The organism is Sphingomonas aracearum, assembly GCF_003345355.1.
Classification (GTDB): domain Bacteria; phylum Pseudomonadota; class Alphaproteobacteria; order Sphingomonadales; family Sphingomonadaceae; genus Sphingomonas; species Sphingomonas aracearum.
Genome location: NZ_QQNB01000006.1, coordinates 14,160 through 28,947, shown reverse-complemented (window position 1 = coordinate 28,947; position 14,788 = coordinate 14,160). Strand labels below are relative to the sequence as shown.

The 14,788-nt window shown below is 63.5% G+C and carries 16 protein-coding genes; 9 read left to right on the top strand and 7 right to left on the bottom strand.

Annotated features, from left to right (window positions below; all coding sequences use genetic code 11):
- Positions 1-24 precede the first annotated feature (24 nt).
- From DVW87_RS17335 to DVW87_RS17325, 4 genes are all read right to left on the bottom strand, one after another.
- A protein-coding gene (locus DVW87_RS17335) for an IS3 family transposase (protein ID WP_420822354.1) occupies positions 25-1,154 on the bottom strand; the annotation gives its coding sequence in 2 pieces (ribosomal slippage) (positions 25-893 and positions 893-1,154; 1,131 coding nt in all).
- Between the two features lie 24 nt (positions 1,155-1,178).
- Entirely contained in the window at positions 1,179-1,301 is a 123-nt protein-coding gene (locus tag DVW87_RS18550) for a hypothetical protein (protein ID WP_275402095.1), read from the bottom strand.
- A gap of 46 nt (positions 1,302-1,347) precedes the next feature.
- A complete protein-coding gene (locus tag DVW87_RS17330) occupies positions 1,348-2,202 on the bottom strand; it encodes an SDR family oxidoreductase (RefSeq protein ID WP_114689029.1) in 855 nt (284 codons plus the stop codon).
- 29 nt (positions 2,203-2,231) lie between these two features.
- Entirely contained in the window at positions 2,232-3,032 is an 801-nt protein-coding gene (locus tag DVW87_RS17325) for a DODA-type extradiol aromatic ring-opening family dioxygenase (protein ID WP_114689028.1), read from the bottom strand.
- 130 nt (positions 3,033-3,162) lie between these two features.
- Here DVW87_RS17325 and DVW87_RS17320 point away from each other — a divergent pair, with 130 nt between their 5' ends.
- Entirely contained in the window at positions 3,163-4,071 is a 909-nt protein-coding gene (locus DVW87_RS17320; RefSeq protein WP_114689027.1) for a LysR family transcriptional regulator, read from the top strand.
- Between the two features lie 212 nt (positions 4,072-4,283).
- Here the strand turns inward: DVW87_RS17320 and DVW87_RS17315 are convergent, their stop codons facing one another.
- Complete coding sequence (locus DVW87_RS17315; protein WP_114689026.1) at positions 4,284-5,300, bottom strand: zinc-binding alcohol dehydrogenase family protein; 1,017 nt, start codon at positions 5,298-5,300, stop codon at positions 4,284-4,286.
- A gap of 84 nt (positions 5,301-5,384) precedes the next feature.
- Positions 5,385-6,320, bottom strand: coding sequence for a LysR family transcriptional regulator (locus tag DVW87_RS17310; protein ID WP_114689025.1), 936 nt, complete (start codon positions 6,318-6,320; stop codon positions 5,385-5,387).
- Positions 6,321-6,433: 113 nt separating this feature from the next.
- On the opposite strand from DVW87_RS17310, the gene DVW87_RS17305 reads away from it, so the two are divergent.
- The 8 genes from DVW87_RS17305 to DVW87_RS17275 all read left to right on the top strand — a co-directional run bounded on the left by DVW87_RS17305 (position 6,434) and on the right by DVW87_RS17275 (position 11,548).
- Positions 6,434-7,228 carry a type 1 glutamine amidotransferase domain-containing protein gene (locus DVW87_RS17305; protein ID WP_114689024.1) on the top strand — a complete coding sequence of 265 codons (795 nt, stop codon included), beginning with the start codon at positions 6,434-6,436 and terminating at the stop codon, positions 7,226-7,228.
- 71 nt (positions 7,229-7,299) lie between these two features.
- Entirely contained in the window at positions 7,300-7,596 is a 297-nt protein-coding gene (locus tag DVW87_RS17300; protein WP_114689023.1) for a putative quinol monooxygenase, read from the top strand.
- A 10-nt stretch (positions 7,597-7,606) separates the two neighbouring features.
- Positions 7,607-7,783, top strand: a complete 177-nt coding sequence (locus DVW87_RS18190) for a hypothetical protein (RefSeq protein ID WP_181814891.1) — start codon at positions 7,607-7,609, stop codon at positions 7,781-7,783.
- 18 nt (positions 7,784-7,801) lie between these two features.
- Complete coding sequence (locus DVW87_RS17295; RefSeq protein ID WP_114689022.1) at positions 7,802-8,542, top strand: SDR family oxidoreductase; 741 nt, start codon at positions 7,802-7,804, stop codon at positions 8,540-8,542.
- Between the two features lie 111 nt (positions 8,543-8,653).
- Positions 8,654-8,947 carry a putative quinol monooxygenase gene (locus DVW87_RS17290; RefSeq protein WP_009823882.1) on the top strand — a complete coding sequence of 98 codons (294 nt, stop codon included), beginning with the start codon at positions 8,654-8,656 and terminating at the stop codon, positions 8,945-8,947.
- Positions 8,948-9,053: 106 nt separating this feature from the next.
- Positions 9,054-9,473, top strand: a complete 420-nt coding sequence (locus DVW87_RS17285; RefSeq protein ID WP_114689021.1) for a GlcG/HbpS family heme-binding protein — start codon at positions 9,054-9,056, stop codon at positions 9,471-9,473.
- Positions 9,474-9,807: 334 nt separating this feature from the next.
- On the top strand, positions 9,808-10,947 hold the full coding sequence (locus tag DVW87_RS17280; RefSeq protein WP_114689020.1) for a glutathione-independent formaldehyde dehydrogenase: 1,140 nt from the start codon (positions 9,808-9,810) through the stop codon (positions 10,945-10,947).
- Between the two features lie 31 nt (positions 10,948-10,978).
- A complete protein-coding gene (locus tag DVW87_RS17275) occupies positions 10,979-11,548 on the top strand; it encodes a type 1 glutamine amidotransferase domain-containing protein (RefSeq protein ID WP_114689019.1) in 570 nt (189 codons plus the stop codon).
- Positions 11,549-11,805: 257 nt separating this feature from the next.
- Here the strand turns inward: DVW87_RS17275 and DVW87_RS18545 are convergent, their stop codons facing one another.
- Entirely contained in the window at positions 11,806-14,397 is a 2,592-nt protein-coding gene (locus tag DVW87_RS18545; protein ID WP_114689018.1) for an excinuclease ABC subunit UvrA, read from the bottom strand.
- Positions 14,398-14,788 lie beyond the last annotated feature (391 nt).

Below are 14,788 nucleotides of genomic sequence, written 5' to 3'. Positions count from 1 at the left end.
GGCGACTGACGGTCCCCCGGTTTCTCATCCGGGCATGGTGCGAGTTTCCGGCCTGCATCCGTCGGGGTCAACCCCGGCGGATGCAGCATATTCGGCTGGCGTCAGCCAGCCAAGCGCCGTGTGAGGACGGCTCTCGTTATAGTCCCGCCGCCAGGCCTCGATCTTGGCCCGTGCGTCTGCCAGCGACAGGAACCAGTGGCTGTTCAGGCACTCGTCGCGCAGGCGGCCGTTGAACGATTCCACGAAGGCGTTGTCGGTCGGCTTGCCCGGCCGCGAGAAGTCGAGCGTGACGCCGTTCTCATACGCCCACCGGTCCAGCGCTTTCGAGATGAACTCCGGGCCATTATCGACCCGGATCGTCTTGGGCGTCCCGCGCAGCGACGCGATCCGCATCATCGCCGCGACGACCTGCTCACCCTTGATGCCTTGATCGACGTCGATCGCCAGCGCCTCGCGGGTGAACGCATCGACCACCGTCAGCGCCCGCAACCGTCGCCCGTCGAACAGCGCGTCCGAGACGAAGTCCATCGACCACATCTCGTTGGCAGCCAAAGCTGCCGGCTGTCGCTCACGGTTCGCAGCGCTGACGCTGCGACGAGGGCGCCTGAGCCGCAGGCTCAGCCCATCATCCCGGTAGAGCCGGTAGACGCGCTTGTGGTTCACGAACCATCCTTCCCTGCGCAGCAGGATGTAGATCCGGAAGTAGCCGTAGCGCGTCCGCGTCGCCGCCAGATCACGGATGCGCAGCATCAGCGGCGCCTGGTCCGGACGATGCGACACGTAACGCACCGACGACCGGTCGACGCCCAGCGCCAGGCAACTACGTCGCTCGCTGACACCATGAGACGCCTGGACGTGCGCGACGAGCTCGCGCCGTCGTCCAGGCGTCAGGGCTTTTTTGCCAGAACGTCCTGCAGGATGTGCTTGTCGAGGCTGAGGTCCGCAACCAGCTGCTTCAACTTGCGGTTCTCTTCCTCGAGTAGCTTCAGCCGCCGCAGCTCACCCACACCGAGCCCGCCGTACACCTTCTTCCAGCGATAAAACGTCTGCTCCGATACGCCCATCCGGCGGATGACCTCGGCGACCGACGTGCCGGTCTCCGCCTGCTTCAACGCGAACGCGATCTGCTCTTCCGTGTATCTCGACTTCTTCATGTCCCAGCTCCTTGCCCGCAGGCTTCAAAGGGCCGGAAAACTCTCACTCAGCTTGGATGAAAAAACAGGGGGGACGTCAATCGCAACGCCAATTCCGGCCGTCGAACCTGTCACGAGCGTCGTCTTGCCGGAAGGGTCGATATTCATGCGCTATCTCCAGGGATGTCTTTAACGGTCTGGGGATTGCGTAACGTCAGCCCTGCACGGCGAGTTGCGCCCGCACGGCGTCGGCCAGCGGTGTCGTCGGACGTCCGATCAGCTTCGAGAGCTGGTGGTCGTCATCGAACAGCGCACCGTTCGAGGCATCGACGTCCCATGCCGCAACTCCCTCGGCGAAGCCCTCGGGCAGGCCCACCTGCTTCAGGATCGCAGCGTATTCGGCCTGCGGCAGATCGCGGTACGGGATGTCGCGGCCGGTCTGGCGCGATATCTCGGCGGCAAGGTCGGCGAGCGTCACCGCGTCGTCGCCGGCCAGCTCATAGGTCTTGCCCTCATGGCCGTCGCTGGTCAGCACGATGGCTGCGGCTTGGGCATAATCGGCGCGGGTCGCGAGCGACAGGCGTCCCTCGCCAGCGCTGCCGACGAGCGCGCCATTCTCCAGGGCTGCGGGAATCGAGCCGGTGTAGTTCTCGGTGTACCAGCCATTGCGCAGGAGGGTCGTCGGGATACCGGAGGACGCCAGCAGCGCTTCGGTCGCACGGTGCTCCTCGCCTAGGCTGATCGGCGATCGGTCGGCGTGCAGCAGGCTGGTGTAGACGATACGCTTGATGCCCGCCGTCTTGGCGGCCTCGATGACGTTGCGGTGCTGTGCCTCGCGCTGCCCGACCTCGCTCGACGAGATCAAGAGCAACGTGTCGATCCCGGCCAGTGCCGGAGCGAGCGTCTCAGGCTGCGCGTAATCGAACGCGCGTGCCTCGACACCCAGGTCGCTGGCCTTTTCGGGCGAGCGCACCAGCGCCACGATCGGCTCGCCGGTCGACTTGCGCTTCAGGCTTTCGATGACGAGGCGGCCAAGCTGGCCGGTCGCGCCAGTGACGGCGATGGTCATGATAATTCTCCTTCAGTGACGCGGTGAGATCAGTTGAAACGGAAACCCGAGATGGCGGTCGACAGCACTTCCTCGGCATAGACCCGGGCGCCTTCGCCTTCGGCCGCGCCGGCCGCGACCATCAGGGGCAGCAGATGCTCCTCCTTGGCGGGCGGATGGGCGAACCGCGCCGATGGCGCATCGGCCCAATGCGCCAGACGCTCGGCCCGCTGTGGGCCGTCCAGCTCCATGCTTTCGGTCAGCCACTGGTCGAACGCCTGCGAGCCGGGCGTCGAGCGCGGATCGCCATAGGCGCGCATGTTGTGGAAGCTCATGCCCGAACCCAGGATCAGCACACCTTCCTCACGCAGCGGCGCGAGGGCGCGCCCGGCAGCGACATGGAGGGCCGGGTTCAGCCCCCGCTCGACGGACATCTCGATCAGCGGAATGTCCGCATCCGGAAAGGCCACCTTGAGGGGCACGAACACGCCGTGATCCAGGCCCCGTGTCGCGTCGACAGACGAGGGGATGCCCGCATCCTTGAGCAGGGCCGCGGCACGGGCGGCGAGCGCGGGCGAGCCTGGTACGTCGTAGCGCAGATGATAGGTATGGGGCGGGAAGTTGTAATAGTCGTAGATCAGCTCGGGCCGTTCGGCGCCGGTCAAGGCAAAGCCGTCCGTCTCCCAATGTCCCGAGACGACGAGGATAGCCTTGGGCTTCTCAGCAAGCGAGTTCGGCAGGCTGCGCAGGAACGCTTCCATACCGCTCCACACGCCGCGCGGATCGTCCATGAAGAAGCAGGGGCCGCCGCCATGCGGGATGAAGTAGGTAGGCTGGACGCTCATGGTCATAGACTCCGGTGCAGGCGCCACGGAAGCCGCCTGGATCATTGTTCGATCTGTTGACCGGAATATGTGCCCACTATCGCGTAATGATAATCTGCCACGTAGAAGGATCAGCTTCAACCACGGGTAGGAAATCATGGCGGATCGGTTGACGGGTATGGACGTGTTCGTCCGAGCGATCAGGCTAGGTGGCATCTCTGCTGCCGCACGCGATCTGCACATGTCGCCGGCGATGGCGGCCAAGCACCTTGACGCCCTCGAAGCGCGGCTCGGCACCACGCTGGTCCAGCGCTCGACGCGTCGGCTGTCGCTGACCGAGGCAGGCACCGACTATTTTGAAAAGGCCGAACGTATCCTGATGGAGATCGGAGAAGCCGAGGCGGGGGCATCGTCGCGGTCGATCACCGCGCAGGGACTGCTGCGCGTCAGTGCGCCCGCCACCTTCGGCGTTCTGCACCTTGCCTCACTCATCCCTGCTTTCTCCGCACGTCATCCCGAGGTGACGATCGAACTGGGCTTCAACGATCGTTACGTCGACCTGCTGGAAGAGCGTTGGGATGTCGCCGTACGGATCGGGCGCCTCGCCAACAGTGCGCTTGTTGCCCGCAAGCTCGTGGCGATGCGCGTCGTGTTGTGTGCCGCCCCCTCTTATTTGGCGAGGCGGGGAACGCCAACCCGCCTGGCCGATCTCGGCGATCACGATTGTCTGGGCCACACCAACGCGTCGCTTGCAGGAACGACATCGTGGGCGTTCGGCAAAGACGGGACGATCAAGGTGCCGATCTCAGGATCGATGTGTTCCGACAATGGCGAGGCCTTGGTTCGCGCTGCCATCGCGGGCCAAGGGCTGGTCTATGGGCCACGCTTTATTGCGGCAGAGGCGCTTCGCGCCGGTCAGTTGAGCGAGCTTGAGCTGGACGAGCCGCCTATGATGCTGGGAGCGGCGTATGCCATCACACACCCGACGCGGCGCCCCGCCGCCAAGACGCGGGCGTGGATTGACTTCTTAGCCGAAGCACTCCCCGCTCTTGGCACCGATTGGTGAGATGCCGAGCTGGCAGACGTTCCGAGTTTTCACCCGAGGACCGCGTCTGCTATCTCGAAACATCACGGTCTTTGACGATTGTAGATATCAGTGATCCAGCGAAAGCGACGCCCACAACCGCACATGGCTGGCATCGATTACGCCGAGGCTTGGTCCCTTTCAGTTGGTGCAGCGGGGGCCGCGGGCGCGGCGGACGTTGAGCGTGAACCGCATCACTGCCAACCCTCGATGACGATCTTGCCGCGTGCGGTAGTGCTCTCAAGCGCCTGGTGCGCGCGCTTGAGGTTCGCGGCGTTGATGGGGGAGAACCGTTCGGTGAGGGTGGTGCGCACCTCGCCGGCGTCCACGAGGCTGGCGATGGCCGACAGGATCTGACCCTGCGTTTCCATATCAGCAGTCTCGAACATGGACCGGGTGAACATGAACTCCCAGTGGGTCGACACCGACTTGCGTTTGAACGGTACGACATCGAGCGTCTTGGGGTCGTCGATGAGCGCAAAACGTCCCTGCGGGGCGATCAGCTCGGCGATCTGCTCGATATGCTCGTCGGTGTGCGTGGCCGAGAAGATGAAAGCCGGCGCGCCGATGCCCAAATCCGCCACTTGCCGAGCCAGCGGCTGGCGATGATCGATGACATGGTGCGCACCGAGCTCACCCACCCAAGCCTGCGTTTCAGGGCGCGAGGCCGTCGCAATGACGATCAGCTCGGGTACCTGGCGAGCAAGCTGGATCGCCATCGAGCCTACCCCGCCGGCACCCCCGACAATCAACAGCGCATGTGCTGCACCGGCTACAGGAGTACGCACGGACAATCGCTCGAAGAGGGCCTCCCACGCGGTGATCGCCGTCAGCGGCAACGCCGCTGCCTCTGCCCAATCGAGGCTGGCCGGCTTCTTCCCGACAATGCGCTCGTCGACCAGGTGCAACTCGGCGTTGGTCCCATCGCGGCCAATGCTGCCCGCGTAGAACACCTCGTCGCCCGGTTCGAAGCCGCGCACTTCAGGGCCAACAGCGCGAACGACACCAGCGGCATCCCAACCCAGCACACGCCAGTCGCCGCGGATCGGACCCGATCCGCTGCGGACCTTCGTATCAACCGGGTTTACCGAGACAGCCTTGACCTCGACGAGGAGATCACGGCCGGTAGCGTTGGGATCGGGAAGTTCAATATCGACGAGAGCTTCCGTGCGATCGATCGTTCCGGGCTGCTGGTAGCCGATTGCGCGCATGATAAATCCTACCGTCAGGGGCTGTATAGCGACCTTTGTCGCGTACGGGATACGCACAAGCGACATCGCGGTTCGACATCGTCCTCAGGCTGGCGACGGCGTGGTTGCCGCTGCCGCCTTCCCCGTGAGGTCGGTGATGACCGCGCCGATCAGCGCCCGTAACCAGCGGTGTGCGGGATCATGCCGATAGCGGACGTGCCAAGCCATTTCCACGGGAAAGCTGCCAAGGTCGACCGGAGCCGGCAGGATCTTCAGCCGGGGGTCGTGCATCAGCCGCCTGCAGATGAGCGAGGGCAAGGTGGCGCAATAGTCGGTCACGGCCACCATCTCGGCTACCGCGAAGAAGTTTGTCACGGAGATTGCGACGTCGCGCTTCAGCTGCTGCTGCGCCAGCGCCTGAAACAAACCGGCGCGCATCCGTCCGGGCGGCACGATGTTGACATGCTTCATCGTCTCGAACTGCTCGCGCGTCATGACATCGCCGACGCCCGGATGGTCGGCTCGGACGGCGCAGGCGAGCCCTTCGTCCATCAGGTGCTGGACGACGAGGTTGTCGGGCGGATCGACGATCCGGCCCAGCACGAGCGCCGTCGTGCCCGACACGACGCCTGTTTCCACAAGATCGTTGCCGAAGGGCGTCAGACGAAGCTTTATGCCGGGGGCGACCTTCTCCAGGCGCGCCACGATGGCGGGGACGAGGACGAACTCGACATAGCCGTTTGGCGCGATCGTGAAGAGCCGTTCGGCCTGTGCGGGGTCGAAGGCCTGCTGACCGAGGACCGCGTCGTCGAGCTGGGCGAGTGCCTCGGCGATCAGCGGTGAGAGTTCAAGCGCGATCGGGGTCGGCTGGATGCCGTAGCGCTCGCGGACGAACAGCTGGTCCTGAAGCATCAGTCGTAGACGCGATAGGGCGTTAGACAGGGCGGGCTGCGTCATGCCCATGCGCTCGGCAGCCCGCGTGACGCTGCGCTCCTCCATCAACGCGACGAAGATCGGCAGCAGGTTCAGATCGTAGCGCATGCAGTCATCCTGTCAGACGTATATCTGACATTAGAAAGATAAACTTCTGAAATATATCAACGAGGCCCATTTCCCATCCATCGGCGACGGGCGCCGCGAACCTGGAGGTTCAGATGAGCAAGGGTCAGGTTCTCGTTCTTGGATCGAACGCGACACAGCTCGGTCTGCGTAGCGGCAGTACCGCAACGGTCGGTCAGTATCTCAACGAGACGGCAGTCCCCGCGCTGGCACTGCTCGACGCCGGCTATGATATTGTTCTCGCTACGCCCAACGGGACCAAGCCGCACATCGACGCCGGCTCCGACACGAAGGACCACTTTGGCGGTGATGAGGCGGCATACCAGCGCGCCAAGGACTTCTTCGCCAGCCACCCGGCCATGAACGACGTCCGCACGCTGAAATCGGTTGTCGACGAGGGTCTGGACGGCTTCGTTGGCGTGTTCGTGCCGGGAGGTCACGCGCCCATCGTCGATCTGATGCAGGACCGCGATGCGGGCACGATCCTCCGTCACTTCCACGCGGCGGCCAAGCCGACCGCGCTCCTCTGCCACGGACCGGTGGTCGTTGTTTCTACGCTCGACGATGCTCCGGCCTTCCGCAAGGCGCTGGAGGAAGGCGATGACGCCGGGGCGGCCGACCTGGCGCGAGACTGGATCTACTCAGGCTACCGCATGACCGTCTTCTCGGCGAGCGAGGAGAAGATCGCTGAGGAGCGAGTGCTGAAGGGCGAGCTCTTCTTCGACATGGAAAAGGCGCTGCGGTCGGCCGGTGGCGACGTCTCTGTCACCGACAAGAACTTCGCTTCGAATGTCGTCGTGGACCGGGAGCTGATCACGGGTCAGAATCCGGCGTCGGACCGGGCCATGGCCGACGCGTTGATCGAAGCCCTCGATCGCGCCGCTGCGTGAGTACCAGGATGACGGGCGGGGCGCTCAGGATGCGCCCCGCTTCGGATATAACCAGGACAGGATATGGTGCCATGACCGCCAACGTAAAGATCGTCGCCGTCCTAACCGCCCGTGCGGATACCGTCGACCGCCTGCGCGCTCTGCTCGACGCCATGCTAAAGCCAAGCCGTGCCGAACCGGGCAATTTGCGCTACGATCTCTGGCAGGATCAGAGCGATCCGAACCGCTTCGTCCTCGACGAGCTGTACGTGGACGCGGACGCGGTTACCGCCCACCGCGCGACGCCCCACTTCCAAAACTACCTCTCTCAGATCGGCGATCTGGCCGAGCGCGCCGCGTTTGTCCTCAACCCCGTCTCCGCGACCTAAGGGTGCTGCCATGGGCAAGCTTAAAGAATGGGTGGGGTCGGCGCTGCTGGCACAACCGTTCCACATAGAGGAGCTGCGGATGATCGGCCTGTTGGCACCTGCGCTTCGCGCGGGCCTTGTGGGCCTCGTTCATCCACGCGGCTACCGCTGGCGCGGGGCTGCGACCCAGCGAAAAATCAACATCTGAAGTGAAGGAAACACAGTCATGACCAAAGGTATCGAAGGCAAGGTTGTTCTCATCACCGGCGGGAGCACCGGCATCGGCGCCGAAACCGCGCGGCTTCTCGCCGAACGCGGTGCGAAGGTCGCCATCGCCGCACGGCGCAAGGACAGGCTAGACGAGGTCGTCGCGCAGATCGCCGAGAACGGCGGAACGGCACGCGCCTATGCGCTCGACGTCACCGACAAGTCGGCGGTCCAGTCCGTCGTCGCCGCGATCGTCGCCGACTTCGGCCGCCTCGACGTGCTGATCAACAACGCCGGTCTGATGCCGATCCGTCCGATGGCCGAGGTCAACACCGACGAGTGGGACCAGATGATCGACGTCAATCTGAAGGGTACGCTCTACGGCATCGCCGCGGCTCTTCCCGGCTTCCTGGAGCAGGGCAGCGGCCACATCATCAACCTGAGTTCGGTCGCCGGCATCAAGGTCTTCGCCCCGGGCGGCACGGTCTATTCCGGCACCAAGTTCGCCGTCAGCGCGATCAGCGAGGGCTTGCGCCACGAGGTAGGGGAAAAGGTCCGGGTCACGTCAATCGAGCCTGGAGCTGTGGAAAGCGATTTGAAGTTCACGACCTCTGGCACGGCTGCCGAGACGGTGCTGGACTTCTACAAGCAGGCCATCCCGGCGGCATCGGTGGCGCGTGCTATCGCGTTCGCTGTCGAACAACCTGATGACGTCGACGTCAACGCGATCGTCATCCGGCCGACCGCACAGGAGTTCTGATCTCGACGAGGAGGCGGGGCCGCGTGTGCTCCGCCTCATGGGGAACGTACCGGCCGGCTCGTCCGTTACTTTGCCGAATGATATCTGTCCGTTTCTCTTGAGGAGTCATCTATGCCCAAGCTTGCCCTGTATGTACCACTGAAGGCCAAGCCCGGAAAAGAGCGCGACGTCGCCGATTTCCTGACCTCGGCATTGCCGCTCGTTCAAGCTGAGCCGGGCACTCTGACCTGGTATGCGATCGAGGAAGGTCCCGGTGCGTACGCGATCTTCGATACGTTCGACACAGAGGAGGATCGGCAGGCCCATCTTGACGGCAAGGTTGCCGCCGCACTGATGGACAAGGCAGAAGAACTGTTTTCGGAACCGCCGCAGATTCACAAGTTCACCCTGCTGGCCGCCAAATAGCGGAGCGGTCGGCACCCTAGCGCGTCGCTCTCATCGCCCGCGTGTGGGGGGTGGGGCGGCGGCGTACGTTGAACGGCTTTTCCCGAACCGGCCACGCAGACACACCATGCGCACCACCCAGACGCTCGACCTGAACGACGCGCGGACGATTATCGATGCGGGGATCGCGGAGGCCGAGCGGATCGGCAACCCGTCGAACATCGCGGTGGTAGACGCGGGCGGCTGCCTCCTGGCGTTCGCGCGGATGGACGATGCGTGGCGCGGCAGCGTCGACATCGCGATCGGCAAGGCGTGGACGGCGCGCGCGTTCGACGTCGAAACCAAGGCGCTGGCAAAGCTCGCCCAGCCGGGCGCTGACTTCTACGGCATCCATGCCTCCAACGACGGCAAGGTGATGATCTTCGCAGGGGGCGTGCCGATCAAGGAGGGCGAGACGGTGATCGGCGCGGTGGGCGTGTCGGGCGGCACCGGCAAGCAGGACCAGGGCGTGGCCGAGGCGGCGGCGCAGGCGTTCGCGCGCGGCTGAGCCTTGGAGCGCGGTGCCGGGCGCGGCGGCGCCGGCTCAGTCGACGGCGGTTCAGTCGACGGCGGCGGGCTCGGGCGCCGGGCGCGCCTCCCGCGCGGCGCGGGTCGCTTCCTTTTGGCGCGTTCTTCGGCCATTCTGGCCCAGTCATTCTGAAAACCGCCGTGAATCGATCCCAGGGTGGTCCTACGGAAAGGAGCCTCTCAGGTAGCAGAAGGTTCAGGAAACTGAGCTCACTTGGAAGGGCGCGATGTCCTCCGTCGCTGCGACGGACCGGGATCATCAGCAAGCTCTCGATTTGATGACGCGTTGAGAAGATCTGCGAAAGGAAAAATCCGTGAAAGCTGTCGTGTACAACGGGCCCAAAGATGTTTCTGTCAATACCATCGATGATCCCAAGATCGAAAAGCAGACCGATGTTATCATCCGGCTGACCACGACCAATATCTGCGGGTCGGACCTTCACATGTATGAGGGCCGTACCAGCTTCGAGAAGGGCAGGGTCTTCGGTCACGAAAACCTTGGCGAGGTCATCGAAGTCGGCGCTGCCGTAGATCGTATCAAGAAGGGCGATCGCGTGTGCATGCCGTTCAATGTCGGTTGCGGTTTCTGCGAAAATTGCGAACGCGGTTTGACGGGTTTCTGCCTCACGACCAACCCTGGAACCGCCGGCGCAGCGTATGGCTTTGCCGAGATGGGTCCGTGGCAGGGTGGCCAGGCCGAGTTGATGCGCGTTCCTTATGCGGACTTCAATTGTCTGAAGCTGCCTGAGGACGCTGAGGAGAAGGAGGATGACTATGTCATGCTCTCCGACATCTTCCCCACCGGTTGGCATGGCGTCGAACTGTCGGGTTTCCTGCCTGGCGAAAGCATCGCGATCTACGGCGCCGGTCCGGTCGGTTTAATGGCCGCGCACTCAGCCGAAATCCGCGGTGCCTCTCAGATCTTCGTGGTCGATTCTCACGATGACCGCCTTAAACTGGCCGAGGCGATGGGCGCTATTCCGATCGACATGCGCAAGGGCGATCCCGCCCAGCAGATCCTTGACGCGACCGGCGGCCTCGGCACCGACCGGGGGGTCGAGGCGGTCGGATACCAGTGTTGCGATCGCCACGGCAAGGAGCGCAGCAATTACACGATGAACTGCCTCGTCAAAAGCACGAAGGCCACCGGCGGAATCGGCGTCGTCGGCGTGTTCATTCCGGAAGACCCGAACGCGCCCGACGACCTCCAGAAGGAAGGCAAGATGGCGTTCGACTTCGGCAACTTCTGGTTCAAGGGCCAGAAGATCGGCACCGGCCAGTGCAATGTAAAGCACTACAACCGGCGACTGATGAAGCTTATCGAGCGAGGCCGGGCCAATCCTGCCCAAATCATCTCGCACCGACTGCCGCTTGATCAGGCACCAGACGCCTACAAGCATTTCGACGGGCGCGATGCTGGCTGGACGAAGGTCGTGCTCAAGCCGGGCACCTGACCTTAGTATTCGACGGAATAGGAAATAAATTATGACTTTGGAAGGCAAATCGGTTGCCATTCTGATCGCACCCCGCGGGACGGAAGAACCAGAATTCTCGAAGCCCAAGCAAGCTGTCGAGGACGCTGGTGGCAAAGTGACCGTGGTCAGTTTTGAACCGGGCAAGGCTCGCACAGTCAATAGCGATCTTGACGAGGGCGCCAGCTATCCTATCGACAAGACGTTTTCCGAGGTGAAAGCCGACGATTTCGACGGACTTGTTGTTCCCGGAGGGACTGTCGGTGCCGACAAGCTGCGCGGCAGCGTCGAGGCAATTAGTTTCATTCGGGCTTTCTTCGATCAGAAAAAACCTGTTGCGGCGATATGCCACGCACCCTGGACATTGATCGAGGCGGGCGTGCTTGAGGGTCGCACCTTGACGTCCTACCCGACGCTGAAGGTCGATATCGAGAACGCCGGCGGTGCATGGACCAATGAGGAAGTCGTGGTCGACAACGGCCTTGTTACCAGCCGTGATCCCAATGATTTGCCCGCCTTCTGTGCCAAACTCGTTGAGGAAATCGCAGAAGGTGTCGGCGCAGCGCCCGCAGGAGGGAATTAAGGCGGGGCGTTTCGACGAAACCATGTGAGGGCCCTCTCCCTGGGGAAGATCCGCACAAAGCGAGCGTGGCGGATGGCCGGCGATTGGCCGTCTGCCACGCCGCGTATCACACGAACACGGCGCACCTGACGGGCACTCAAACCCTAACCCGCGTCAACCGCGGTGACACATCGCCGGCTCCCGCTTCCAGCTTCGACCCATTCCAACGTGTGGTCGAGATGCACCTGATCGAACGTGCGTTCGGCCAGATTTACGACCTACAGCGCCGCCTTGAGATAGCGGGCGGTGAGACTGCCTTCCGCTTCCGCAACGACGCCAGGGACGCCGCTGGCAACGATACGGCCCCCATCTTCCCCGGCCCCCGGTCCCAGGTCGATGATCCAGTCCGCCTGTGTGATGGCGCGCATGTCATGTTCGACGACTACGACGGTATTGCCGGCGTCTACGAGGCCCTGCAGGTGTTGCATCAGCCGGTCGCCATCGGAGGGGTGAAGCCCCGAAGTTGGCTCGTCGAGGATGTAGATCGTGTTGCCGCGTTGAGCGCGTTGCAGTTCAGTCGCCAGCTTGATGCGCTGCGCCTCCCCGCCAGACAGCTCGGTCGCCGGCCGACCGAGCCGCAGATATCCAAGACCGATCTCCCGCAACACGTCGAGGGAGCGCATCACAGATGCCTCGCCAGCGAAGAAATCGCACGCATCGTCGACCGTCAGTTCGAGCACCTGGGCGATATTGCGCCCGTTCCATTCGACTTCGAGCGTTTGCGGGTTGTAGCGAGAGCCATGACAGGTCGAACATGGGGCAAACACGCTCGGCAGGAACAGCAGCTCCACCATGACGTATCCCTCGCCCTCGCACACAGGGCAGCGGCCTTGCGCGACGTTGAACGAGAACCTTCCCGGGCTGTAGTGCCGCCGGCGGGCGAGCGGCGTATCAGCGAAGATCCGTCGCACATGGTCGAACATGCCGCTGTAGGTGGATAGGTTCGAGCGCGGCGTGCGGCCGATCGGTTTCTGATCGACCCGCACCAGCCTGCGAACATGCTCCATGCCTGCGACAATGCGTCCTTCAGTGCCGTTCTGCGCAACATCGAGCAGCGGATCGATATCCTCCTCCTCGGCCAAGGGGGAGCCGCCGAGGTGTTCCGTGACGAGCTCGGGCAGCGCCTGACTGACAAGACTGGATTTGCCCGATCCCGAAACGCCGGTGACAGCGGTGAAGCAGCCGATGGGAAACTCGACGTCGAGACCATGGAGATTGTTCCGCCTGATCCCTTCCAGGCGTAGCCATGCCTTGGGATCGCGCGGTGTGCGCTCACTGCGGAGCGGCTCTGCGAACAGGTAGCGGCGAGTGATCGAAGTCTCGACGTCGGCAAGCCCCTCTATCGGCCCGCTGTAGAGGACTTCACCGCCCTTTTCCCCGGCTCCTGGCCCGACATCGACGAGCCATTCCGCGCGGCGGATCACGTCGAGATCATGTTCGACGACGAACAGGGAGTTGCCCGCCGCCTTGAGACGCTCGAGGATGGTGAGCAAGGCTTCGCCATCTGCCGGGTGCAACCCTGCCGAAGGCTCGTCAAGCACATAGACCACGCCGAAAAGCTGTGACGACAATTGCGTGGCAAGCCGCAAGCGCTGCAGCTCTCCGGAGGAGAGCGTCGGCGTGCTGCGGTCGAGCGAAATGTAGCCAAGGCCAAGATCAATCAGCGGCTCTAGCCGCTCGATCAATTCGCAGGCAAGGCGTTGGGCGGCGATCCGCTTCTCGTCGGAGAGATTGGGCGTGCGGCGTACGTCTGGCGCGCTCTTGTGCGCAGAGCCGCCCGCCGCAACCCGTTGTTCGACCGCTGCATCGCGGGCCGCTTTTTCCAGAACATGGCCCTTTGAGGGAGCGGAGACCGCCCCATACGCGCCATGCGCGACGGGCATCAGCAAGTCCTTCAGCTTGAGCACCGTCAGGTCGCCTAACTCGGCAATGTCGAGGCCGGCGAATTTGACCGACAGGGCTTCGCGCTTCAGGCGCTTGCCGTCGCAGGTCGGGCAATCGCGGCCAATGATATATTGCGAGACGCGCTTCTTCATCAGCGCGCTTTTAGTGTTGGCGAAGGTTTCCAGCACATAGCGGCGCGCGCCGGTGAAGGTGCCCTGGTAGCTCGGCTCCATGCGGCGCTTGAGCGCCGTCCGGGTCTGCTCGGGCGTCAGGCCCGCATAGACCGGCACCGTCGGCGCCTCTTCAGTGAAGAGGATCCAGTCGCGATCCTTTTTCCGCAGTTCGCGCCACGGCGTATCGACGTCATAGCCGAGCGAAACGAGGATATCGCGCAGGTTCTGGCCATGCCAGGCGGCCGGCCAGGCGGCGATCGCTCGATCGCGAATGGTGAGGCTGTCGTCAGGAACCATCGTCTCTTCGGTCGCGTCATATACGCGGCCGATGCCGTGGCAGGTCGCGCAGGCCCCCGCGACCGTGTTGGGGGAGAAATCCTCCGCATAGAGCATGGGTTGATGGCGCGGATATTCGCCGACGCGCGAATAGAGCATCCGCACCAGGCTGGAGAGCGTCGTCACGCTGCCGACCGAGGATCGCGCGTTGGCCGAGCCGCGCTGCTGCTGCAACGCGACCGCAGGCGGCAATCCGTCGATCGCGTCGACCTCCGGCACGCCGGCCTGGTCGATCAGGCGACGGGCATAGGGCGCAACCGATTCCAGATAACGCCGCTGCGCTTCGGCATAAAGGGTGCCGAACGCGAGCGATGACTTGCCCGAGCCCGATATGCCGGTGAACACCACGAAGGCGTCGCGCGGTACATCGACGTCAATATTTTTGAGGTTATTCTGGCGCGCGCCGCGAACCTGCACGCAAGCGGGCGGCCCCGTATGCCCATGATCGGTGGCCGGCGTCGTCGCGTGAATATCCTTGCTCTTCAATTCAGTCTTCCTGCCCTATCCGCCTGTGCAGCCCGTGGTTCATTACAGTCGGGTAACAGATGAATGCTTTTCCGGCTCAATACATCCAAAGGTCAGGCTGGCCCGATATTCGGCACCTTTGAAATATTTTCCAGCATTGGACAAAGGTTACGACAAAACCATTTTCCCCGTTGGGTCGCGCGACGAGGCCACACACACTCCGCTGGTAAGCGCCTGGGCCAGGCGGCCCTGGTCCGTGCCGCTATCGGCATGCAATCGACCGCAATTCGGCACTTGTTACCGCATCGCGACGCGTTGCCCGTTTGCCAGAGCGCGCGTCATC

Bases quoted from the DNA above. Each gene is read 5' to 3' on its own strand.
- DVW87_RS18550 (WP_275402095.1), bottom strand. From the start codon at position 1,301: ATGAATATCGACCCTTCCGGCAAGACGACGCTCGTGACAGGTTCGACG.
- DVW87_RS17330 (WP_114689029.1), bottom strand. From the start codon at position 2,202: ATGACCATCGCCGTCACTGGCGCGACCGGCCAGCTTGGCCGCCTCGTC.
- DVW87_RS17325 (WP_114689028.1), bottom strand. From the start codon at position 3,032: ATGACCATGAGCGTCCAGCCTACCTACTTCATCCCGCATGGCGGCGGC.
- DVW87_RS17320 (WP_114689027.1), top strand. From the start codon at position 3,163: ATGGCGGATCGGTTGACGGGTATGGACGTGTTCGTCCGAGCGATCAGG.
- DVW87_RS17315 (WP_114689026.1), bottom strand. From the start codon at position 5,300: ATGCGCGCAATCGGCTACCAGCAGCCCGGAACGATCGATCGCACGGAA.
- DVW87_RS17310 (WP_114689025.1), bottom strand. From the start codon at position 6,320: ATGCGCTACGATCTGAACCTGCTGCCGATCTTCGTCGCGTTGATGGAG.
- DVW87_RS17305 (WP_114689024.1), top strand. From the start codon at position 6,434: ATGAGCAAGGGTCAGGTTCTCGTTCTTGGATCGAACGCGACACAGCTC.
- DVW87_RS17300 (WP_114689023.1), top strand. From the start codon at position 7,300: ATGACCGCCAACGTAAAGATCGTCGCCGTCCTAACCGCCCGTGCGGAT.
- DVW87_RS18190 (WP_181814891.1), top strand. From the start codon at position 7,607: ATGGGCAAGCTTAAAGAATGGGTGGGGTCGGCGCTGCTGGCACAACCG.
- DVW87_RS17295 (WP_114689022.1), top strand. From the start codon at position 7,802: ATGACCAAAGGTATCGAAGGCAAGGTTGTTCTCATCACCGGCGGGAGC.
- DVW87_RS17290 (WP_009823882.1), top strand. From the start codon at position 8,654: ATGCCCAAGCTTGCCCTGTATGTACCACTGAAGGCCAAGCCCGGAAAA.
- DVW87_RS17285 (WP_114689021.1), top strand. From the start codon at position 9,054: ATGCGCACCACCCAGACGCTCGACCTGAACGACGCGCGGACGATTATC.
- DVW87_RS17275 (WP_114689019.1), top strand. From the start codon at position 10,979: ATGACTTTGGAAGGCAAATCGGTTGCCATTCTGATCGCACCCCGCGGG.